We start from the raw sequence: 22170 nt of genomic DNA, 5'->3' as shown, positions 1-22170 counted from the left end.
TAATATCATTATCGTCCAAAGTGTAGAAAAGTTTAGCGCTTAATACCATCACCGTTTCGTACAATTATCACTTCCATCCTACGCGGTTTTTAAATTGAAACTAGCAACTCGAAGATATCCTTGCGATAATTCTGTTTTCCATAAGTTTCGCAGGTAGGTGCGCATGTAAGCGGCCAACCAGTTTCTGCAATCTAGTCTTACAAGAGTGTTTATGTCTGCCAATCCGCCCCTTCTTTGCCAGCGCTTTCGAGGTTATTTTCCCGTTGTTATCGACGTTGAAACAGCCGGATTTAACGCAAGTACTGACGCCTTATTAGAGTTAGCTGCGGTTACTGTGAAAATGGATGAAAACGGAATACTGCATCCTGATCAAACCTTTCACTACCACATAGATCCGTTCGAGGGTGCTAACCTTGAGCCCGCGGCATTAGAGTTCAATGGCATCGATCCGAATTGCGCATTACGAGGAGCTATTGAGGAAAGCGAAGCCATGAAGGATTTATGTAAAGGTATTCGCAAAGCGCAGAAAAATGCAGACTGTCAGCGTTCTGTTATCGTTGCTCATAACGCAACGTTTGATCAAAGCTTCGTCAATGCTGCAATTGAGCGCTGTAATATAAAGCGCACGCCCTTTCATCCATTTGTTTCTTTTGATACTACCAGCCTAGCGGGCCTTGCTCTTGGTCAAACTGTACTGGTAAAAGCATGTCGAGCGGCGGGTATATCGTTTGACCAAAATGAAGCACATAGCGCCCTTTACGATGCACAAAAAACCACCGAACTATTTTGCTATATGGTAAATCGCTATAAGGCGTTAGGTGGCTGGCCAGTAGAAAATCAAGAATAGTTTTTTCGATAAACGCCATAAACAAAAACAGCGCCAAAAGGCGCTGTTTTTCTATTATCTTTTAACAGGTTTGCTTATAGCTTATCTGCTTCTTCAGATAGGTATTTAGCTACACCTTCAGGTGATGCGTCCATACCAGATTTACCTTCAGTCCAACCTGCTGGGCAAACTTCGCCATGCTCTTCGTGGAACGCTAGTGCATCAACCATGCGAAGCATTTCGTCAACGTTACGGCCAAGTGGAAGGTCGTTTACTACCTGGTGGCGTACCATACCTTCTTCGTCGATTAGGAATGAACCACGGAAAGCTACACCATCTTCCGGGTGCTCAACATCGTATGCTTGGCAGATGTCGTGTTTCACGTCAGCAACGAGAGTGTATTTAACTGGACCGATACCACCTTGGTTTACCGGGGTATTTCTCCAGGCATTGTGTGAAAATTGAGAGTCGATTGAAACACCAATTACTTCAACACCGCGCTTTTTAAACTCGTCGAAACGCTTGTCAAAAGCGATAAGCTCTGACGGGCATACAAAGGTAAAATCTAGTGGGTAGAAGAATACAACCGCTTTTTTGCCGTTAATAGCTTCACTTAGTGTGAAAGAATCTACGATTTCACCGCTACCAAGTACCGCAGCTGCAGTAAAATCTGGTGCTGGACGGCCAACTAATACACTCATGAGTTTCTCCATTTATATTTGGATTGTAATAATAGAAGCGATTACATTGCGCAATCACTTTGATGAGAAATTTCCTACCCAGAAAATAGGTACGAATAGAAAAATAACAATGCTAAACAATGAGTTTTTTTACTGCTCCTACCAATAACTTATCAGTATAAAGCGAAACTGCACAGTCATTACCCAGTTCCGATTTATTAAATCTGCCATTATCTACTTGCCAAAATAAAGAATAACAATTATTATCATTTACAGATTTATTTGGAGTACGTTTAATGTTTGTTTGCATGTGCTATGGGGTAACGGATAAAAGCATTCGCGCGGCGGTTGAAGAAAACGGCGTGGGAAATGTGCGTGAGTTACGTCAACATTTAGAGCTAGGTTCACAGTGCGGTAAGTGCATCAGCATGGCGCAACAGATTATCGACCAAACCATTATTGATGAGTCGCTTTTTAAAGACGTAGGCTAACTAGCGCAACGTGACTCCAGACAAGCTTACCCTATCTATTAACTCGAAGTTTTATCCATCTTGGATGGTTCATTTTAACGCCCTCACCACCCTCACCTTACTGCAAATCAGCTTGGTCAGAACTATTAGCTATTTAAAGCGATACTCCACACCAGCATAGTAAAACGCACCATTAATGCCGCCCGGAGATGTGGGTGGATAAAGCGCTCCAACCTCACCTTTAAACGGGTTTTCATCTGGCAACGCATCAAACAAGTTTTGCGCACCAAAAGTAAGCTGAATATCAGGCAACACTTTCCAAGCGAGTTGAGCGTCGAAAGTGGTTAGCGCACTGCCGTAAATATCTAGACCTGCCGAAGCATCAAGATGGTCCTCATAGAATTTACCGTAGTAATTTAAACGCCATGTCATTGCCCATTTATCTTTTGATTGCTCTAACGTAATGCTCCCTCTATGAGCAGGAAGGTTGTCTTCTAACATACGTATTCGAGCCTCTGTTAAGTTGGGCAAAAGCGTTATTCCCCCATCGCTTAGCACCGGATACAGAGATACGCGTTCAACTTGCGTGTCTGTCCAGTTATAGGCAACTAACACAGAGTTTGACCAGTCACTTAACAAAAAATTGTAGTTAACAACTAAATCGATACCTTGGGTTTTAGTATCAAAATCGTTGGTAAAATACTTAGCTGAATTATATCGAGCCGCATCGGGGCGCCCTTGCGCAATAAGCGCATTAACGTCGCTATCGGTTAAAGGAATGGCCGATGTAGTACTGATGCGATCTGAAAGACGAATATTAAAATAGTCTAGCGTAGCAAAGAAATTCTCACTTGCTTGCATAACCACACCAAAGCTAAAGTTTACTGACTCTTCAGGCGTCAGCGGTGTGGCGCCAAGCTGCTGCGAAATTAGATCGGTTGGAGGCAAGGTTGCTTGGTCTTCTAAACCGTTAACACCATAGGCAGTGGTCACGTTTATAACGTTGCTTTGCCCCACCGTCGGGGCTTTAAAGCCCGTGTTGACAGAACCTCGCAGTGCAAACATATCGTTAAGTGTGTAGCGCGTACTTAGCTTCCCATCGAAAGTTGATCCGAAATCACTGAAATGCTCGACCCGCGTTGCTATACCAAACTGCCACGCTTCGGTTGCATAAAACTCCACATCGGCATACGCTGCCCAGTTGCTGCGACTCCAGTGACCAGCCGACTGAGGCTGATAACCTGGAAAACCGTTCGAGCCGATTGAGAAGCCTTCACTTAAGCCAATCGGTGGCTCTAAAGCGAAAGGGCCTGCAACATACGAGGCTTCATTTCCCGCTTTCTGGAAATAGGTCTCTTTTCGCCATTCAACCCCAGCAGCAATGCTCACAGGGTCCTCAAAAATGGTCTGGATAAGTTTGGTAAAGTCTAGGTTTAGTGTGCGTTCTACCTGCGATACTCCGCCTGGCGAAAAGGTCGTTGGGCTTTGCGTGCCAAGCGAAGGATTGACCGTATTTGATATAGTGTACTCAATATCGCTATAGCCCAAGGTGGCACTGATATCCATCGCCCACCCCTTAGGCAATTCATGCTTTATACCCATTGCAATAGAAGCATCGGTAATCGTTCCACCGAAGCGAGGAGTAAAACCACCAGGAAACCATTCATTGAAGGCAAAACAATTGGCTCCAAGTGAGGTCGTGTTATCTGCGATAAGTTGGTAATCGGGGTTTTCTTGTACGTTGTCATTTGATAAAGATATTGAAGGGCACGCTATACCGCTATTTAGCCCATCTAAATCGGCAACAATGAGGCGGCTTTCGCCGCTATTCGGATCCGTTCGGCTAAATACCCCTTCGCGAGTTTGCGGGTTTCGAAAATAAAAACCGCCGTTTATTTCTCTTCTCGCAGCAGTTGCAAAACTATAAAATTGAGAGGTTGTAGAAATATCAGCACCCGCATTGAGCGCGAGCTTAATATCCTCGTTAACATCAAGGGCTCCCCAAATTTGAGACGGCGAGGCAATAAAGCTATTTCCTTGGTCGATTAGCGCCTGAGCATCGTCTCGCTGTACCGAACGGGATGTGCCGTTTTGCTGTCGATATTCTGCAGTAGCGTTGAAAAACCCGGACTTTCCTAACGCAAAGCCTTTATTAAGCTGTATTTGAAAAAGTTCGCCATCGCCCTCGCTGTACCCTCCTACTTTAAGCGCAACGCTCCCCCCCTCGCGGTCATCTTTAAGCACAAAATTGATCACACCAGCAATAGCATCTGAACCATATTGGGCAGACGCCCCGTCTCGCAGTACTTCAACTTGTTTTAACGCATAGGCAGGTATGACCGATATATCGGGGCCTTGAGCACCATCAGATAAACCACCACCTAAAAAGGTAATAACCGCTGAGCGATGGCGTCGCTTGCCATTTAATAACAGCAAAGTGTGATCTGACGACATCCCCCTTAAATTAGCGGGTCTCACCAAGCTGCTAGCGTCATTGATGGGCTGGTCGTTCACGTTAAGAGAAGGCACCATAACGCTTAGCATGGAAAGGACGTCGCTATTACCCTGTGAACTTAGTTTATCTGCGCCAATAACATCAAGAGGAACCGCCGAGTCGACTGCACTTCGAGGCGCGTTACGAGAACCAACGATAGCAATTTTTTCGAGCCCGTTTGCGCCCTCGTCATCTTGCTGTTCATTATCTTCAGGTTGTTTATTTCGTGCTGTCAGCGATGCACGGGAACGAATACTCAACGCCCCATTTTCATCGGCGACCACCGCTAATTCGGTCCCCTCAAGTAGCTGTGCCAATGCTTCACTCAAGGTAAAGGTTCCTTTAAGCGCATTGGTCGTCACTTTTTTCGCCAAGTCAAAAGGAAATAAAAGCGTGGTGTTGGCTTGTTTAGCTAATTCGGTTAAGGCTTCGTTAGCGTTTTGTGCAGGAATAGAAAAACTAAAAGCATCAGGCGCTGTTACCGTAAGAGTTTCAGAGTGTGTAGATTTCTTTAAAGGTGAAGGGCTCTCGTCTTGCGCATGAAGTGACTGTGTTGTGAATAAAAACAAACATACACTTGAAGCAACATGTAAAGGCGATGTAAGCGAAAAGTATGAAGACCACTCTGTTTTTTTTTGCGAAAAGCAACTCGCCGAACACGCAAGGGCATGCAGCTTCTCTATTGCCTTTTTGGTTTGCCTGCTTATCGCTAAATTGCTGTGGTGCAAGATATATAATCGATGTACTTATTATTTTAATTATAGTGTCACATTAAATAAATTGATGCCAACAAGGAATACCCCATAACATCTTACTTTCCGAAATATTTAACTTTTCGCCAGCTTGAGCTCAATGCTGGTCTCTGTGACTTTCTCGTAGGTAATATTAAAGCTGCTCTCCAGTGCCGATAACAAACCGTCTATATCGCCAACTTTGAAATAGCCCGCCACTCTGCGTTTACGCAAACTGTCGTCAGAAATATGAAAACGAACCGGCGTGTATCGCCCAATTTCAAGAAGGACAGATTCAAGGGGCTCGCCTTTGAAAACAATCATGCCCTGCTGCCACGCTAGGTCATCATCGATTTCATTTTGAGACATACTTTCACGAGCTTCTACTTTACCTAAAACAGTGGCTTTCTCACCTGCAAACATCAACAGGCCTTCTTCTGTAACAGGGCGCTTACCAAACAAAGACTCATTGGATGATGAGGCTTTGAAGCGGTCTTTAACTAACACTTTCCCATCGGTAACAACAAGTTCGAATGCATTGTCATCAACATACTGCATATTAAACGCTGTACCCACCGCGGTAACCGTATTATTTCCTGCGGTAACAGAGAAAGGTCGTGTCGTGTCGTGAGCCACTTCAAAATGAGCCTCGCCTTTCAAAAGCACAATATTGCGTGCTGTTGATGTGAAATCCACAGTTACGGTGGAATTAGTGTTCAGATGAAGCTGAGAACCGTCGGCTAGTGTTATATTTTTCTGTTCTCCAACGCCGGTTTGTACTTTTTGACTTACAGCGGCAAACTCAGGAGCGCTGTTTAACCATGTACGCTGAACAATGACGCCAACAGCAATTGCCATGACTAAGAAGGTGGCAGCGATGCTCCACACTGCAGCCTTCGGCAAGCTTTGTTTTTTAGCGGTACTACGGGTTGTCGGTTGTGGAAACAGACCGCTTAGTTCATTAAGCACAGACATATCATCCCACAAGCTTGCGGCATCTAATAGAGCTTGGCGATGGGCATTACTCTCTGCCAACCAGGCGTCTAATTCTACTTTTTCGTCACTTTTTAAACCGCGATCGAGACGGCTTATCCAAAGGCAGGCTTGCTCTTGAATATCTTCTTTGCTTGAAAACTGGCGAATATTGTTCATGTTAACTACTGCTTATGTCCTGAGTCGCGGTAGCAGTGGCACGGGAAGGTGCACTGTCCTTTGACAGCTCAGCTAAATATCTAGAGCACATCATTAAACCTTTGGCGACATGCTTTTCTACGGTACTTTCACTTAGCCCTACAAGTTCCGCGATCTCTTTTTGTCGCATGCCATATACTTTTTTCAGTAAAAATACGCGTTTTACATCAGCTGACAGTGTGTCTGTCGCTCGGCAAAAATGAATAAAGCGCTCTTTACTTTCTACATTCTTTTCTAAACTGTGCCCAACAAGTTCGTAAGGCAAAATATCCATGTCATCCAGCTGCTGTTTGTTTTTATTTTCAGCTTTTGCAACATGGTTTAGCGCTAAGTTACGCGCTGTTTTGAGCATGTATGTTCGCTCGTATTGTATTTCTTGTTTTAATTCTGCTTCGTAGCTCTTTATAAAGGCTTCTTGCACGATATCTTCAATATCGTCAGCGCCAACAATAGAACCCACCGCGCGCATTAATTTCGAGCGGTATTTTAAAAAGGTTTCAGCTACTGTCGACTTTCTTGCCATAATAATAAAAGTTGTGTGTTTCGAATTGCTTACAATGGCATCAATAATGCCTGTTTATTCCTAACTTTTCACGCAAATGATCTTCGATATTGAAAATAAAAGGGGAGCTAACGCCCCCCTCCACGTCGAAACAATTGTGAAAGTTGTTTTCGCTAGCATTAGCGATTAGAACGTGTAAACACCTCTTAGATAATAGAAGCCACCGTTAATACCAATTGGTGAGGTAGTTGGATACAACGAACCTGCGATACCGGCATACTGTGTATTCTCATCTGGGTATTCATCAAAGGCGTTTTTCGCGCCTACCGTTACAGTAAACTCTTCAGTGAAGTTATAAGCTACTTCTAAGTCCACAGTAAACTCTGAACCTACTTTATCAATAGGCAATGCAGAATCTAAGTGATCTTCAAAGATGCTACCGTAATAGTTCAAGCGTGCAAGGAAGCGCCAATCACCGTTGGTGTGATTCGCTGTTGCACTGTAGCGCACTGCTGGAAGGTTGTCTTCTAGCATGCGAATACGGAAGTCAGATATATTCTCTGACGCGCGGTCTACTTCTGTTGACGTCCAGTTGTAAGCAAGTGAAAACTTAGTTTCACCGCCCATCATTTCCATTGCGTAGTTCGCTACAACGTCTACACCTTCTGTCGTTGTATCGAAGTCATTGGTAAAGAAACTGATCTCTTGGAAGCTAGACGCATCATTAATGCCTTGCGCAAGCAGTGCAGCGATATCTTCGTCAGTTAACTCGATACCAGACGCGGTACTAATACGGTCAGTCAGCTCAATGTTGTAGTAGTCAGCGGTAATGAATAAGCCATTATCGAAATCGGCTACCACACCAAACGTGATACTTTCTGACTCTTCAGGCGTTAACTGCTCGCCACCTTTAAGCTGTGATACCGGATCGGTTGGAGGCAACGTTGCACGGTCAATAAGCTCACCACCCGTACCGAACGCTGTGGTTACGTTACGAACGTTACTTTGACCGAGCGTAGGCGCTTTAAAGCCAGTTGAGAATGCACCACGGAACGCAATGTTCTCAAGTGCCTGCCAACGGAAAGCAATTTTACCTTTCGTGGTATCGCCAAAATCAGAGAAGTCTTCGTAACGTAGCGCACCGGCTAGCATGAAGTTTTCAGTGATATAGGCTTCAGCGTCAATGTAAAGCGCGATGTTGTTGCGGGACACACGACCTTGGCTATTGGCCGCCAAGCCAGGGAAACCATTTGAGCCAATGCCAAAGCCTTGTGTCGCCAGCGGACCTATTTCATAAGAGGCAGTATCACCTGCAACGCTCTCATAACTCTCGTTGCGGTATTGAAAGCCAGTCGCTACGAATAGCGGCTCATATAAACCAACATCGAAAGGTTTTGTAAAATCAATATCAAGAGTTTGCTCAGACTGCGTGTAACGGCCGGGGCTAAATGACGTTGGCGTTTCTGGGCCAAGTGACGGGTTGATAGTGTTACTAATAGCAAAATCAACTTCGTTTTGACCAAGGTTTAAACTTACGTCATAGGTAATGTCGTTGTCTAACTCGCCTTTAGTACCAAAGACAAGAGACATGTCTGTTACCGTACCGCCAAAGCGAGGTGTGAAGCCACCTGGAAGCATTTCGTTAAACGCAAAACAATCTGGGTTGTTCGCTACTTCATTGATGTAGCGTGGATTAGTAAGAACATTGTCGCCAACGCGTATATCTGTTGGGCAGTTCCCAGACATATCGCCTGTTAAGTCACCAACTAGCAGCAACTGAAAACCTTCCCCTTCTTCAATCACGCCGTCGCCGTTGCGATCAGCAGGATCAATACCTCCATCATTTACGCCACCACGGTTGTGCGGGTTACGGAAATAAAAGCCCCCCTCAACTTCACGCTCGGCAAAGTTACCAAATATATACGCTTCTGACGTATCGGAAAGCTCAAGTCCCGCATTAGCGAAAAGCTTAATGTCATGCTTAATTTCAGGAGAGCCCCAAATTTGTGCAGGGTCTGCAACAAAGGTGTTACCCGCAGCTACTAGTTCAGCAGCATCGTCACGCTGAACGCTGCGAGACGTATCGTCGGCAGTACGGTACTCGGCTGAAAGGTTAAGAAAGCCTTTGTCAGATAATGGTAAACCCACGTTACCTGACAGCTGAATCATATCGCCGTCGCCTTCGTAGTAAGAGCCATAGCGGGCTTCAAATGTGCCGCCTTCCGACGCATCATTAAGTACGAAGTTAATTACACCAGCAATGGCGTCTGAACCGTATTGCGCTGCTGCACCGTCACGAAGGACTTCTACCTGCTTCAGTGCCGCTGCTGGAATAACAGAAATGTCAGGACCTTGTGCACCATCTGAAAGACCGCCACCTAAGAAAGTAATGACCGCAGAGCGGTGACGACGCTTACCATTTACAAGCACTAGTGTGTGGTCCGATGCCATGCCGCGAAGGTTTGCAGGACGAACTAGCGTCGATGCATCGTTAATTGGCTGGTCGTTAACGTTAAAAGACGGAACGACAGTTTGCATCATAGATACCATATCTGTGGCACCCTGCTGCTTGAACTCTTCGTCAGAAATAATGTCAATTGGAACCGCTGAGTCTGCTACAGAGCGAGGCGCTGCGCGTGAACCAACGACGGCGATTTGTTCATAATCTTCAGCTTTAGCACTCTCTTCAGCTTCTTGCGCGTAAACTGGTGCTGTAGCCATTACTGAAAACGCCGCAGAAGCAGCAAGTACGCCGCGCACGTTTTTAGTCAATAAAGACAAGGATGTATTCATGGTGGTTTCCCGGATTTTCTCTAAAACACTTTTAGCGCTATTCGCACAATAAAAAAGTGTTCCGAGAGGTTGTTATTTTATACCTTCAACACTGACTCATTTGTGGTCAGACGATTGATTTTATAGAACGCAAGATATTAAAAAACAAACCTTTTTCGACAAAATAAAAATATTTTTTTAGACCATAGAGGATCTTTATTTCTGACCTGTCTATATAGTTTTTACGGGAATAAAAGTGAGGCGTTTTTGGCGGTTTTTAATGAAAAAAGCTGGCATAAAGCCAGCTTTTTAATCGACATTTAAGATGTCAGAAATCTGCTACAAATCGAAAGTCTTACTCTTCTTCTTTGTATTTTTCAGCTGTCTCTTTAATAAGCGGCTGAAGTTCGTTTTGTTGGAACATTTCAATAATAATATCGCAACCACCAACAAGCTCACCTTCTACCCATAGCTGTGGGAATGTAGGCCAGTTTGCGTATTTAGGCAGTTCAGCACGAATATCAGGGTTTTGTAGAATATCTACATAAGCAAATGGTTCGCCACATGACATCAACGCTTGTGATGCTTGTGAAGAAAAGCCACAGCTAGGTAGTTTAGGAGAACCTTTCATATACAACAAAATTGGGTTTTCTTCGATTTGCTGCTTGATTCTATCTAGCGTTGATTGATTTTCAGTATTATCCATTTGATTCCTCTGAGCACAAAAGTGTATTCCCGATAAGATGGGAATGCATGAATGATTTATCAAGGCAAAGGGTATCATAAAATCCTTTTTAATTACCCATAACTGAATTGATCTTTTAGTACGCTCTATCCCTATCTACCTGTATATCTACCAACGCTATATTTCCACAAAATAGATTTTGAAAAAAAATTCACAATTTTGTCATTGAGTTATAAGACTTTATCCCCACATCTGGGATATGCTTTAGCGTCTAAAGTGATATAGTCAGCTAAGCGTTGACTGGCACTTATTGAACAGGCGAAGATAAGTGTGCTTTAGACTACAATACTAAACCAACATGGAGACCGTCATGGCTTTTGAACTACCAGCATTACCATACGAACAAAATGCACTAGAACCGCATATTTCTGCTGAAACGCTTGAGTACCACTATGGCAAGCACCACGCTACTTATGTAACTAAGCTTAACGGCCTAGTTGAAGGTACTGACATGGAAAACAAAAGCCTAGAAGAAATCATCAAATCTTCTGAAGGCGGTGTTTTCAATAACGCAGCGCAAGTTTGGAACCACACGTTCTACTGGCACTGCCTTAGCCCGAATGGCGGCGGCGAGCCTACTGGCGCACTAGCTGATGCGATCAACGCAAAATGGGGTTCATTTGCAGACTTCCAAGCAGCGTTCAACGACAAAGCAGTAAACAACTTCGGTTCTAGCTGGACATGGCTAGTTAAAACTGCAGACGGTAGCTTAGATATCGTTAACACTAGCAACGCTGAAACACCTATTTCTGGCGATGACCTAACACCAGTACTTACAGTTGACCTTTGGGAACACGCTTACTACATCGATTATCGTAACGCGCGTCCTAAGTACCTAGAAAACTTCTGGGCTCTAGTTAACTGGGAATTCGCAAGCAAAAACTTTGCGTAAGCCTTACGTTTTTCTGTAGTACACACTCTGTACTACATAGCGTTAAAAAATACGAATAAAAAAGCCCCGCTCTTTAGCGGGGCTTTTGTTTATGTAAAAGCTTCATTAAGAGACACTAAATTCCTATAAAAGTTGCATTTTTCATTAGACGAAAAGATTAAAAACTATACACAATAATTACTATCCTTTTCCCAAATACCTACTAAGCTGAAATTACGGGGTTCCGTATTTAAGGGGTATTCATGGGTATTTTTGAACACTATCAAAGTCGCTATGAAGAGCGAAAACAGGAAGAGTTCACCATAGGGGAGTTCCTTGAAATTTGTAAGGAAGATCAAAGTGCTTATGCAAACGCTGCAGAACGTTTGTTACAAGCCATCGGTGAGCCAGAACTAATCGACACTGCCAACGACCCGGCGCTAAGCCGCATTTTCTCTAACCGCGTCATTTCTCGTTATCCAGCTTTTTCAGAATTCTATGGCATGGAAGAGGCTATCGAACAAATTGTCTCTTACCTCAAGCATGCCGCACAAGGCCTCGAGGAGAAGAAACAAATTCTTTATTTACTCGGCCCAGTTGGCGGCGGAAAATCGTCGTTGGCTGAAAGACTTAAAGAGCTAATGCAGCATGTACCTATTTACATGCTTAAAGGCTCACCGGTAAATGATCATCCATTCTGTCTATTCGACGTCAAAGAAGATGGCGACATATTAGAAAAAGAATATGGCATTCCTAAGCGCTATCTAAAATCAATAATGTCACCGTGGGCTCGCAAGCGCCTTCATGAGTTCAATGGCGATATTACCCAATTCAAAGTGGTTCGGGTTTATCCATCGGTACTTGACCAGGTGGGCATCGCCAAAACCGAACCTGGGGATGAGAACAACCAGGATATTTCGGCTCTTGTAGGTAAGGTCGATATTCGTCGCCTAGAGCAATATGCACAAAATGACCCTGACGCTTACAGCTATTCAGGCTCGCTGTGTAAAGCCAACCAAGGCTTAATGGAGTTTGTTGAAATGTTTAAAGCACCAATTAAGGTGCTGCATCCACTATTAACCGCCACCCAAGAAGGCAACTATAATCCAACGGAAGGCTTCTCAGCCCTTCCCTTCGACGGGTTGATACTGGCTCACTCCAACGAATCAGAGTGGCAGTCTTTTAGAAACAATAAAAACAACGAGGCTTTTCTAGATCGTGTTTATATTGTAAAAGTGCCGTACTGCTTGCGAGTAAGCGAAGAAATTCGCATCTACAAAAAGCTACTCGATAGTAGTGAACTCAACGGCGCCCCATGTGCACCTGATACGCTGGAATGTTTGGCGCAATTTACCGTGCTATCCCGTTTAAAAGAGCCAGAAAACTCCAGCATGTTTTCGAAAATGCGGGTCTATGATGGAGAAAGCTTAAAAGACACCGACCCGAAAGCGAAGTCTTATCAGGAGTACAGAGATTACGCCGGTGTAGACGAAGGCATGGAGGGTTTATCAACCCGCTTTGCGTTTAAGATCCTTTCTCGCGTGTTTAATTTCGATCATCAAGAAGTTGCAGCGAATCCAGTTCATTTATTTTATGTATTGGAGCGTCAAATTGAACGGGAACAGTTCCCTCAAGAAACCGCTGATAAGTATTTGGAGTTTTTGAAAGGCTACCTGATCCCCCGCTACGTGGAGTTCATAGGCAAAGAAATTCAAACCGCTTATTTAGAATCATATTCTGAATACGGGCAGAACCTATTTGACCGCTATGTGACCTATGCTGATTTTTGGATCCAAGACCAGGAGTATCGCGACCCAGAAACCGGGCAGCTGTTTGATAGAGCGTCGCTTAATGCTGAACTAGAGAAAACAGAAAAGCCCGCTGGCATCAGCAACCCGAAAGACTTCCGTAACGAAATCGTTAATTTTGTTTTGCGTGCCCGTGCGAATAACGGCGGCAAAAACCCAGCGTGGACAAGTTATGAGAAGCTTCGCACCGTCATTGAGAAGAAGATGTTCTCTAACACGGAAGATTTACTGCCCGTTATTTCCTTTAACACCAAAGGCTCAGCAGAAGAGCAGAAAAAGCACGACGACTTTGTAAATCGTATGACCGAAAAAGGCTATACGCAAAAACAAGTTCGCTTGCTTTGTGAATGGTACCTACGCGTACGAAAAGCGTCATAGCCTAAAGGCTGGAAGCTTTCAGAACGTATAGGGTACTAAAGCGTGCGCTAAGCGCGCTTTAGTACCGGTACTTGTGGTTCACAACAACTCAAGCAGGTGTGTATGGCGCATTTCATAGACCGAAGGTTAAACAGTAAAGGCAAGAGTACGGTAAACCGCCAGCGCTTTATCAAGCGTTACAAACAGCAGATAAAGCGTGCTGTATCTGATGCAGTGGGCAAACGTTCTGTTACCGACTTAGATTCTGGCGAGCAAATTAGCATTCCAGCCAGAGATATTTCTGAACCTATTTTTCATACCGGGCGAGGTGGCAGTAGAGATATTGTCCATCCAGGCAACGACCAGTTCACCGCAGGAGATAAAATTGACAGACCGCCAGGTGGCGGTGGTAAAGGTGCGGGTGAAGGCGACGCAAGCAATGAAGGTGAAGGGCAAGACGACTTCGTCTTTTCAATATCCAAAGACGAATATTTAGACTTACTATTTGAAGATTTAGCGCTTCCAAATTTAAAGAAAAATCAGTTCGATAAAGTCACCCAATTTGAAACCTACCGCGCAGGTTATCAGACCGATGGTGTGCCGAGTAATCTTGATATTGTTCGCTCACTCAAAGGTTCTGTAGCAAGGCGTATTGCCCTAAGCGGAAGTGATAGAAAGAAACTCAAAGAGCTTGAAGAAAAGCTGGTTCTGCTTGTAGAAGACAAGCACGACAATACGCTGGCTATTAATGCATTAAAAGAAGAAATAGACGCACTTAAAGCCAAAATTGCCCGAGTGCCTTTTATCGACACGTTTGATTTGCGCTTTAAAAATTATGACAAGCGCCCGCTTCCCTCTAGTAAAGCGGTAATGTTTTGTTTAATGGATGTGTCTGGCTCTATGGACCAAGCCACTAAAGAAATGGCAAAACGCTTCTATATTTTGCTTTATTTATTTTTAAGTCGCACTTACGAAAACGTAGATGTGGTATACATTCGCCACCACACACAGGCTAAAGAAGTGGACGAGCAGGAGTTTTTCTATTCACAAGAAACTGGCGGCACCATTGTTTCTAGTGCCTTGAAGCTAATGGACGAGGTAGTTCGCGAGCGCTACAGCGATGGCGACTGGAATATCTATGCAGCACAGGCGTCAGATGGTGATAATTGGGCTGATGACTCGCCGCAGTGCCGTGACTTGCTTACCGCTAAACTGCTACCCGCAACCCGTTACTATGCCTATATCGAGATAACCGAGAGGCAGCACCAAAGTTTGTGGCGAGAATATGAGAAAGTGGCCGCCACTCACGACAACTTTGTATGTAAGCACATACAAACACAGGCCGACATCTATCCTGTTTTCAGAGAGCTATTCAAACGCTCAGAACAAGATGCGCAGCAAGGAGCCTAATATGACAACCAACGCTATGGCAAAAGAAAACAGCAAGCCTGAAACATCAAAACGCCACTTATTAAGCGATGGACCCGACTGGACATTTCCGCTTATCGAAGAGTATGAACAGCACATCGATCGCATCGCTAAAAAGTTCAAGCTAGATACCTACCCTAATCAAATTGAGGTTATTACCGCCGAGCAAATGATGGATGCCTACGCCAGCATAGGCATGCCACTTAACTATACGCACTGGAGCTTTGGCAAAAAGTTTATTCAAACCGAGCAACAATACCGCCGTGGACAAATGGGACTGGCTTACGAAATTGTTATTAATTCTGACCCCTGCATTGCATATTTGATGGAAGAAAACACCATTACTATGCAGGCGCTGGTGATGGCTCACGCATGCTATGGCCACAATTCATTCTTTAAAGGCAACTACCTATTTAAAACCTGGACCGATGCCAGTTCTATTATCGATTATCTTGTCTTTGCTAAAAACTACATTGCTAAATGCGAACAGAAGTACGGTTATGATGAGGTCGAAAACACGCTCGATTCGTGTCATGCTCTGATGAATTATGGCGTTGACCGATACAAACGCCCTCAGAAAATTTCGCTACAAGAAGAGAAGAACAGGCAAGAAGAGCGCGAAGCCTACCTTCAATCCCAAGTGAATGAGCTTTGGCGCACCTTACCCGATAGCCCGCACAGCAAACACAAAGAAAAAATACGCTTTCCGCAAGAGCCACAAGAAAACCTACTCTATTTTATTGAGAAAAATGCCCCATTACTTGAACCGTGGCAGCGGGAAATTGTGCGTATTGTACGCAAAGTCTCACAGTATTTTTATCCGCAAAAACAAACCCAAGTAATGAATGAAGGATGGGCCTGTTTTTGGCACTACCACATTCTCAATGAGATGTATGACGAGGGTTTGGTCAGCGACCGCTTTATGATGGAGTTTTTACACAGCCATTCAAGCGTCGTAATGCAGCCTGAGTACAACAGCCCTTATTACTCCGGCATTAATCCATACGCACTTGGCTTTTCCATGTTCATGGATATTAAACGGGTATGTCAGTCGCCAACTGAGGAAGACTATAAATATTTGCCCAGTATTGCAGGTAAAGACTGGCTGGAAACCGTGCATTTCGCTATGCAAAACTTCAAAGACGAAAGCTTTATTAGTCAGTTTTTATCGCCAAAAGTGATTCGAGACTTTAAATTATTCGCTCTTGAAGATGATACCGCTAAACCCTTTATAGCAGTCAGCGCTATCCACGACGAAAGGGGTTATCAAATTATTAAAGAAAAGCTTTCCGCCCAATACAATTTGAGTAATTTAGAGCCCAACATTCAGGTGCATAACGTGGATGTGCGTGGGGACCGGTCATTGACTCTGCGCTATATTCCTCAGCGGGGTATTCCGCTAGGCGATTCAAAAGATGAAGTTATGCGCCACCTGCATAGACTTTGGAAATTCGATGTACGTCTAGAACAAGATAATGGGGCTGACGGCGTTGAAGTAATATCGGAGTGTAAACGCGCACCGCAGGGATAAGCCTGCGGTACGTTTTCAAAAAGAGGTATTAAGCTGCTCGCGCGCTTTCCATCTCTTTTCGTGAACACAATAGTAATGACAGCGCGCCGATGGCGGCAAACACCGCCGCGGTAACGAATGTCTCATAAGCGTTAGTGCCCTGCTGCCATTGCTGCCCCGCCATGTAATTACCCAATGCGCCACCTAATCCAAACGCTACACTAATGTACACTGCTTGCCCTCGGCTGTGATACGCCTTAGGTAAAAACTGGTGGATAAAGTGTACCGATACCGCATGGGTTAACCCAAAGCTCAATGCATGAATAAGCTGACTTAATACGATCACCATAAAGCTGTCAGCAAATGCCGCCATCACATACCAACGTAGCCCTGTGAGCGCGATGCTTACAAACATTAAATTCCACACGCCAAATTGACTAATAAGCCTGCGTGCAACCAGAAATATCCCCACCTCAGCAAGTACCCCAAGCGCGATAAAGATGCCAGTTTGTTGGCCGCTGTAATCAAGGTCGCGCATGTAAAGGGCGAAAAAACCGTAATACGCACCAAAGCTAATTTGCAAGCACGCTGAAGCGAAAATAAAGATAGCGAAAGGTTTTTGTTTGGCATATTTCCAAATACTTCCCGCCGCAGACGTTTCAGGCGCAGCTTCTTTCGGCGCGCGTATAAACAAGGTACTTATAAATAAAAGCGCAAGTACGCCAATACTAGCGTGCACAGGGGTATCGGTAGAAAAAATATCTAGCGCCTTACCCACACCTACCGTCAAGCAAATAAATCCAACACTTCCCCATAGCCTTATTTGTCCATAGGTAGCCTTGGTTTTCGCCACTGTGTTCATAGTGATGACTTCAAGCTGAGGCAATACCGCTGTCCAAAACATCATCATAAGGCCGAACGCCAGCGTAAGCCCCCAGAAACTGGTGAAGTAAAACACCGAACTGAAAGTCAGTACGGTGAGCAAGCAGCCTAAACGCATGACGCCTATGGCGTTTCCCGTCTTATCGGCAACGCCTGCCCACAAGCCTGGGCCTAGAATACGCGCTAGAGTAATGACGGCAAAAAGCTCACCAATTTCGGCAGAAGAAAAACCCCGACCATCGAGAAAGATCCCCAAGTATGGAACAAGTACGCCAAGTTGCCCGAAATAAAGCCAGTAGGTAATAGCGAGGATAAAGAGCGCAGCTTTGCTACTTTTAGTGCCTGTATCAGCGCTTTTGGCGTGGTTTAGACCATTAGATGACAATTCACATCTCCATATGCAAAAACGCCACTAGCGCAAAACGGGTAGTGGCGAATAGTAAAATTCATTAGCGCAGCATGTTTTTAGTGCTGCGCGTATTTGTAAACCGCGTGAATGTGGCGGTCGTTAGAATGCGGCGTTGGGCTTATAAGCGCTATGCCTGACCCGCAATCGGCTTAGTCGTTGATAGCACACCCGCATTTTGCGCACGGTGACGCAGCAAGTGATCCATCAATACAAGCGCCAGCATGGCTTCAGCAATGGGTACAGCACGAATACCTACGCACGGGTCGTGACGTCCTTTGGTTACTATATCAATCTCTTCATTGTCTTTATTGATAGTTTTACCCGGTACCGAAATGCTCGAGGTCGGCTTAAGTGCCATGTGCACTTCTATATCCTGACCGGTAGAAATGCCGCCTAATACGCCACCTGCATGGTTTGAAGAGAAACCATCGGGCGTTAGCGTATCGCGATGTTCACTACCTTTTTGGTTGATTACATCAAAACCGTCACCAATTTCTACGCCCTTTACAGCATTAATACCCATCATGGCGTGGGCGATTTCAGCATCCAGCCTATCAAAGACAGGCTCGCCTAGGCCTACAGGGACATTTTTAGCTACAACCGACACTTTTGCGCCAATGCTGTCGCCAGATTTTTTAAGGTCACGCATGTATTCGTCCAGCGCATCTAACTTAGACTCATCTGGGCAGAAAAACGGGTTGGTATTGGTGATGCTGTGGTCTACCTTATCAACGCTAACAGGGCCAAGCTGAGATAAATAACCCAACACTTCAATGCCGTGCACTTCTTTGAGGTACTTTTTCGCAATACCGCCAGCGGCTACGCGAATAGCTGTTTCGCGGGCTGACGAACGACCACCACCGCGATAGTCACGGCTACCGTATTTTTGATCATAAGTATAGTCGGCATGACCAGGGCGGAAGCGGTCTTTAATATTGCCGTAATCTTGGCTACGCTGATCTTTGTTTTTAATCAACAAACCAATGCTAGTACCGGTTGTTTTGCCTTCAAATACGCCAGATAAAATTTGTACTTCGTCGTCTTCTCTTCGCGCTGTGGTATAGCGCGAAGTGCCTGGTTTGCGTCTGTCTAAATCCACCTGAAGATCTTCTTCTGTGATCTCAAGACCTGGAGGACAACCGTCTACTACACCGCCAATTGCAATGCCGTGGCTTTCACCAAACGTGGTTACAGTGAAAAGTTTTCCGAAGCTGTTACCTGACATAATTAACTATTAATCCTTACTACTAAAATACTGTACGAGTGTGTCTTTGCGCACGGCAAAAATACCTGAACCACCATTTTCAAACTCTAGCCAAATGACTTCTAAGCCAGGAAACCTTTCATTCATGTGCACTTCACTGTTGCCTACTTCTACGAACAGCCAGCCACCATCATTAAGGTAAGTTGGCGCATCTTTAAGCATAATATCCACGAGGTCTAAGCCGTCGTCGCCTGCGGCGAGCGCTAGTTCAGGCTCGTGATGATACTCTTCAGGTAAGTCAGCCATGTCTTCCGCGTCAACATAAGGCGGATTAGACACGATCAGGTCGTATTTCTGCCCTTCTAGGCTAGAAAACAAATCTGACTGAATTGGATAAACGCGATGACTAAGACCGTGTTCCTGAATATTGATGTCGGCCACTTCTAGTGCATCCGTACTAATATCAACGGCATCCACTTGGGCTTCAGGGTATGCATGAGCAAGTGCAATAGCTATACACGCACCGCCTGTGCACATGTCGAGAATAGTATTTGGCGCTGACTCAACAAAAGGCGTAAATTCATTTTGAATGAGTTCGGCAAATGGCGAACGTGGAATAAGCACACGTTCATCCACGTAGAATGGCATACCGCAAAACCAGGCCTCGTTTGTAATATAAGGCAACGGCATGCGAGTTTGTACGCGCTTTAAAACAAGCTCTGCAATCTTCTCTCGCTCGCTTTTTGTTAAGCGAGACGCCATAACGCTATCGCCCACCTGCTCTAGTATAGGGTGAGGCAAATGTAAGGCTTGCATAACGAGGCTAGTCGCTTCGTCCCACGCATTATCAGTACCATGACCAAAGTACAAAGCCGCGTCGTTAAAACGGCTGGTTGCCCATCGTGTCATATCTAACAGGGTATGCAGATCTTCAATGGCTTCTTCAAGGTAAAACTTATCGGTCATGGCGTTTGGGTACATCAAAAATTTCAAAGCTGGTATCATACCCAAACTTCATACCGATTCACATAATTAACTACGTACCGAATCTTTCTATTCGTTATAATTTAGGCGTTTTGAATCGTTAAACTCGAGTGTATTAACCCAAGCTATCGTTGATGAAAACCTTTAAAAAAGAGCTCAAAGCATTAAAGAAGCAACTTTCTGAACCAAAGCGGCCTGTAGGGCGAGCTGGGATAGAGGGCGCTAACAAGCAAAACCCGTCATCGAGCGTTGAAGAAGAGACTTTTTCATTTGCTGATGTAATGCAGGGCGTCACACCTATGTCACAAGATAAGGTAGAGCCCGATAAGCAAGTTGAGTTATTTAAGAAGTCGCAGCAGGTAAAAGGTAAACACCTAAAACACAGCAGGCAACTTGCAGCTAGTTTCAATTTTTCTGACATGTATCAAGCGGCATTACCGCAAGAGGGCCCTATGCGCTTTTGCCAAGAAGGTGAGTCTACGCATATTTTGAAACAGTTGCGCCGTGGCGATTACTCGCCAGAAATGACCCTAGATTTGCATGGGCTAACCCGAGAAATGGCAAAAGCAGAGCTTGCAGCACTTATTCATACCGCAAGAAAAGAGTTAATTGATTGCGTCTGCGTCATGCACGGTTTTGGGCAGGGCGTGTTAAAAGCAGCCCTTCCCCATTACTTGGTTCAGCATCCACACGTACGTGCTTTCCATCAGGCCCCTCTCGAATACGGCGGTCAAGCAGCATTGCTAGTACTTATTGATATACCGCTTCAAAACAATAAACGTTAGGGCAATGCTGCGAATTGCGATCTATTTATCTTCGTCTGCACTGTTGTGCATGAACAGATAGGTATAATACATCATCATCGCAATAATAATGCCTATACCTAATAGTGAGCCCCACACCACTGGGTCTTTCATCATAGTCCACATCATAATAAGTCTCCTCTTTAGCTAAATGAATAATAGAGAAGACTTGGCTTGAAGATTATGATCTAGATCAATAGCAAAAATTAGTCTTATGACTGCGGCTATCATGCTTGATCTATGTCAAATTATGATGAGCTGTTAACCCTTTTCAAAAGTAGTTAGGGTTATTGCTTACCAAAATTACAACCCTATTGCGTTCCAAACCGATTAAAGATATTGAGCTCGTTTACACTTCCTAACATTAGCTCAGCAGACCTACAGAGCGATTCCATAGACTCACTCACTTTCACATCAAAGTTAGACGGTGTAGCTCTCAAACTGTGTTGGAAAATTTTAGCGTTAGTGTGTGATGCTAAAAGCAAAAAGCCAAGGCAGCCGTAAGGTTTCAAATAAGGCAATCGATTACAGAATTGCTCTGCTGCGGTATGGGTGACTGTTAAACTTTTATCTGGAATAGAAAATATTACCCAATGCTCTCGCTTTCCCCCTTCTTTAGCAATCGCGGTAAACCAATCGTCCACTGTTCTGTCGTCGTATACGTTGCTTGGTATATCGAATAGCACGTTATTGACGTTGAAAAAGCGATACTGATGATGACTTCCTTTCATGGTTACCTCCTATAATGCCTCATACAATTGATAAGACATATCGCTATGCTTAGATCATTTCAAAAGGCTGGGAAAGTGATATTAAAAAGAAAAACGCACCACTTGCAGCGTTACTTTGTTAATCTTTACCTTAAAACGTTGTTGTTTTGATAAACGCCCTTAGCACGCATAGCAGAAGCAACTTTCTCGCTCAACCACTCTGAGGCCTTCGGTGTTTCGCTAAAAAATTGGAAAGGGAGTGTGGATGCATCATAAATTCTAGACCAGAACTTTTGCTGCAGTGCGAGCCCCTCTGGTTCATGAAGTACTACGGCGGTGGCAACAAGCCCTGAATCAACGGCTTCATCCACTATCAGTTGTGCATCTACCGTCGCTTCCAAGGGAGCTAGCGCTAGGCCGTGAACGTTTACTAAGCTGGCCCAACACGGCACATTTATATTTTTTCTTTCGCCGCCCACCACCCGTTGATATTTACGGATAAACTCTAAATTGAAAGGGCCTTTTAAGTCGATAGCTAAAATTCTTCTTTCTTGGATAAAGTGAGCCTTAACATCACCATGCGCACTAAATTTTTCATTGTCCATAAATCACAGTTACCACTTTCCTTAATCTGCTAGAGCAACAATCGCTATACATAGAGTATAAGGCAGTTATAAAAATAGCGCCTAAGAACCGACAAACAAAATGTGAAATTATCGTAAGGGCAAGTCGACACCTAACGAAAATAAAAACAACACCAAAAAGATATTGCAAATCATTCTCATTTGCACTA

Annotated in this window: 19 protein-coding genes; 7 read left to right on the top strand and 12 right to left on the bottom strand. The window is 44.5% G+C overall.

Annotated elements, in window-relative coordinates:
* Window positions 1-211 precede the first annotated feature (211 nt).
* Entirely contained in the window at window positions 212-847 is a 636-nt protein-coding gene (rnt, locus tag V7R55_RS04525) for a ribonuclease T (protein WP_334057705.1), read from the top strand.
* 74 nt (window positions 848-921) lie between these two features.
* Here the strand turns inward: rnt and V7R55_RS04520 are convergent, their stop codons facing one another.
* The gene (locus V7R55_RS04520; RefSeq protein ID WP_334057703.1) at window positions 922-1527 is read right to left on the bottom strand and encodes a peroxiredoxin; all 606 of its coding nucleotides are present in this window, start codon (window positions 1525-1527) and stop codon (window positions 922-924) included.
* Between the two features lie 275 nt (window positions 1528-1802).
* On the opposite strand from V7R55_RS04520, the gene V7R55_RS04515 reads away from it, so the two are divergent.
* Window positions 1803-1997, top strand: coding sequence for a bacterioferritin-associated ferredoxin (locus tag V7R55_RS04515; protein WP_334057701.1), 195 nt, complete (start codon window positions 1803-1805; stop codon window positions 1995-1997).
* Between the two features lie 129 nt (window positions 1998-2126).
* On the opposite strand, the gene V7R55_RS04510 is transcribed toward V7R55_RS04515, so the two are convergent.
* From V7R55_RS04510 to V7R55_RS04490, 5 genes are all read right to left on the bottom strand, one after another.
* Window positions 2127-5198 carry a TonB-dependent receptor domain-containing protein gene (locus V7R55_RS04510; RefSeq protein WP_438823573.1) on the bottom strand — a complete coding sequence of 1024 codons (3072 nt, stop codon included), beginning with the start codon at window positions 5196-5198 and terminating at the stop codon, window positions 2127-2129.
* 99 nt (window positions 5199-5297) lie between these two features.
* Window positions 5298-6353, bottom strand: a complete 1056-nt coding sequence (locus tag V7R55_RS04505) for a FecR family protein (RefSeq protein WP_334057697.1) — start codon at window positions 6351-6353, stop codon at window positions 5298-5300.
* A 1-nt stretch (window position 6354) separates the two neighbouring features.
* Entirely contained in the window at window positions 6355-6915 is a 561-nt protein-coding gene (locus tag V7R55_RS04500; RefSeq protein ID WP_334057696.1) for an RNA polymerase sigma factor, read from the bottom strand.
* A gap of 165 nt (window positions 6916-7080) precedes the next feature.
* Window positions 7081-9687 (bottom strand): TonB-dependent receptor plug domain-containing protein, encoded by a 2607-nt coding sequence (locus V7R55_RS04495; RefSeq protein ID WP_334057695.1) that lies wholly within the window; start codon window positions 9685-9687, stop codon window positions 7081-7083.
* A gap of 334 nt (window positions 9688-10021) precedes the next feature.
* Complete coding sequence (locus V7R55_RS04490; protein ID WP_136780857.1) at window positions 10022-10372, bottom strand: Grx4 family monothiol glutaredoxin; 351 nt, start codon at window positions 10370-10372, stop codon at window positions 10022-10024.
* 349 nt (window positions 10373-10721) lie between these two features.
* Between V7R55_RS04490 and sodB the strand changes: the two genes are divergently transcribed.
* The 4 genes from sodB to V7R55_RS04470 all read left to right on the top strand — a co-directional run bounded on the left by sodB (window position 10722) and on the right by V7R55_RS04470 (window position 16406).
* Entirely contained in the window at window positions 10722-11303 is a 582-nt protein-coding gene (gene sodB / locus V7R55_RS04485) for a superoxide dismutase [Fe] (RefSeq protein ID WP_025254504.1), read from the top strand.
* Window positions 11304-11545: 242 nt separating this feature from the next.
* Window positions 11546-13468: a PrkA family serine protein kinase gene (locus V7R55_RS04480; RefSeq protein ID WP_334057691.1), complete on the top strand. Its 1923-nt coding sequence runs from the start codon at window positions 11546-11548 to the stop codon at window positions 13466-13468.
* 102 nt (window positions 13469-13570) lie between these two features.
* On the top strand, window positions 13571-14857 hold the full coding sequence (locus V7R55_RS04475; protein ID WP_334057689.1) for a YeaH/YhbH family protein: 1287 nt from the start codon (window positions 13571-13573) through the stop codon (window positions 14855-14857).
* Window position 14858: 1 nt separating this feature from the next.
* Window positions 14859-16406 carry a SpoVR family protein gene (locus V7R55_RS04470; RefSeq protein WP_334057687.1) on the top strand — a complete coding sequence of 516 codons (1548 nt, stop codon included), beginning with the start codon at window positions 14859-14861 and terminating at the stop codon, window positions 16404-16406.
* A gap of 28 nt (window positions 16407-16434) precedes the next feature.
* Here the strand turns inward: V7R55_RS04470 and V7R55_RS04465 are convergent, their stop codons facing one another.
* The 3 genes from V7R55_RS04465 to prmB form a co-directional block, all read right to left on the bottom strand.
* A complete protein-coding gene (locus V7R55_RS04465; protein ID WP_438823572.1) occupies window positions 16435-17652 on the bottom strand; it encodes an MFS transporter in 1218 nt (405 codons plus the stop codon).
* 151 nt (window positions 17653-17803) lie between these two features.
* Entirely contained in the window at window positions 17804-18901 is a 1098-nt protein-coding gene (gene aroC / locus V7R55_RS04460) for a chorismate synthase (RefSeq protein WP_334057685.1), read from the bottom strand.
* Window positions 18902-18910: 9 nt separating this feature from the next.
* On the bottom strand, window positions 18911-19846 hold the full coding sequence (gene prmB / locus V7R55_RS04455) for a 50S ribosomal protein L3 N(5)-glutamine methyltransferase (protein WP_334057976.1): 936 nt from the start codon (window positions 19844-19846) through the stop codon (window positions 18911-18913).
* Between the two features lie 152 nt (window positions 19847-19998).
* Between prmB and smrB the strand changes: the two genes are divergently transcribed.
* Window positions 19999-20649, top strand: a complete 651-nt coding sequence (gene smrB / locus V7R55_RS04450) for an endonuclease SmrB (RefSeq protein WP_334057683.1) — start codon at window positions 19999-20001, stop codon at window positions 20647-20649.
* A gap of 21 nt (window positions 20650-20670) precedes the next feature.
* On the opposite strand, the gene V7R55_RS04445 is transcribed toward smrB, so the two are convergent.
* From V7R55_RS04445 to V7R55_RS04435, 3 genes are all read right to left on the bottom strand, one after another.
* Window positions 20671-20796, bottom strand: a complete 126-nt coding sequence (locus tag V7R55_RS04445; protein WP_334057681.1) for a hypothetical protein — start codon at window positions 20794-20796, stop codon at window positions 20671-20673.
* A 182-nt stretch (window positions 20797-20978) separates the two neighbouring features.
* Window positions 20979-21398: a hypothetical protein gene (locus V7R55_RS04440; protein WP_334057679.1), complete on the bottom strand. Its 420-nt coding sequence runs from the start codon at window positions 21396-21398 to the stop codon at window positions 20979-20981.
* A 125-nt stretch (window positions 21399-21523) separates the two neighbouring features.
* Window positions 21524-21982 carry a hypothetical protein gene (locus V7R55_RS04435; RefSeq protein ID WP_334057677.1) on the bottom strand — a complete coding sequence of 153 codons (459 nt, stop codon included), beginning with the start codon at window positions 21980-21982 and terminating at the stop codon, window positions 21524-21526.
* Window positions 21983-22170: the final 188 nt, after the last annotated feature.

The sequence above is a fragment of the Alteromonas sp. S005 genome (genome assembly GCF_036864475.1).
Classification (GTDB): Bacteria; Pseudomonadota; Gammaproteobacteria; order Enterobacterales; family Alteromonadaceae; genus Alteromonas.
Note: the sequence above shows the minus strand (reverse complement) of the source record. Positions and strands in the feature narration are given on the sequence as shown.

What these genes read in the sequence shown, in the direction of transcription:
- V7R55_RS04495 (WP_334057695.1), bottom strand. Translation starts at nt 9,687, where the DNA reads ATGAATACATCCTTGTCTTTATTGACTAAAAACGTGCGCGGCGTACTT.
- V7R55_RS04470 (WP_334057687.1), top strand. Translation starts at nt 14,859, where the DNA reads ATGACAACCAACGCTATGGCAAAAGAAAACAGCAAGCCTGAAACATCA.
- V7R55_RS04520 (WP_334057703.1), bottom strand. Translation starts at nt 1,527, where the DNA reads ATGAGTGTATTAGTTGGCCGTCCAGCACCAGATTTTACTGCAGCTGCG.
- V7R55_RS04515 (WP_334057701.1), top strand. Translation starts at nt 1,803, where the DNA reads ATGTTTGTTTGCATGTGCTATGGGGTAACGGATAAAAGCATTCGCGCG.
- V7R55_RS04440 (WP_334057679.1), bottom strand. Translation starts at nt 21,398, where the DNA reads ATGAAAGGAAGTCATCATCAGTATCGCTTTTTCAACGTCAATAACGTG.
- V7R55_RS04500 (WP_334057696.1), bottom strand. Translation starts at nt 6,915, where the DNA reads ATGGCAAGAAAGTCGACAGTAGCTGAAACCTTTTTAAAATACCGCTCG.
- V7R55_RS04445 (WP_334057681.1), bottom strand. Translation starts at nt 20,796, where the DNA reads ATGATGTGGACTATGATGAAAGACCCAGTGGTGTGGGGCTCACTATTA.
- sodB (WP_025254504.1), top strand. Translation starts at nt 10,722, where the DNA reads ATGGCTTTTGAACTACCAGCATTACCATACGAACAAAATGCACTAGAA.
- V7R55_RS04435 (WP_334057677.1), bottom strand. Translation starts at nt 21,982, where the DNA reads ATGGACAATGAAAAATTTAGTGCGCATGGTGATGTTAAGGCTCACTTT.
- V7R55_RS04490 (WP_136780857.1), bottom strand. Translation starts at nt 10,372, where the DNA reads ATGGATAATACTGAAAATCAATCAACGCTAGATAGAATCAAGCAGCAA.
- V7R55_RS04505 (WP_334057697.1), bottom strand. Translation starts at nt 6,353, where the DNA reads ATGAACAATATTCGCCAGTTTTCAAGCAAAGAAGATATTCAAGAGCAA.
- V7R55_RS04480 (WP_334057691.1), top strand. Translation starts at nt 11,546, where the DNA reads ATGGGTATTTTTGAACACTATCAAAGTCGCTATGAAGAGCGAAAACAG.
- V7R55_RS04475 (WP_334057689.1), top strand. Translation starts at nt 13,571, where the DNA reads ATGGCGCATTTCATAGACCGAAGGTTAAACAGTAAAGGCAAGAGTACG.
- smrB (WP_334057683.1), top strand. Translation starts at nt 19,999, where the DNA reads ATGAAAACCTTTAAAAAAGAGCTCAAAGCATTAAAGAAGCAACTTTCT.
- aroC (WP_334057685.1), bottom strand. Translation starts at nt 18,901, where the DNA reads ATGTCAGGTAACAGCTTCGGAAAACTTTTCACTGTAACCACGTTTGGT.
- rnt (WP_334057705.1), top strand. Translation starts at nt 212, where the DNA reads ATGTCTGCCAATCCGCCCCTTCTTTGCCAGCGCTTTCGAGGTTATTTT.
- prmB (WP_334057976.1), bottom strand. Translation starts at nt 19,846, where the DNA reads ATGACCGATAAGTTTTACCTTGAAGAAGCCATTGAAGATCTGCATACC.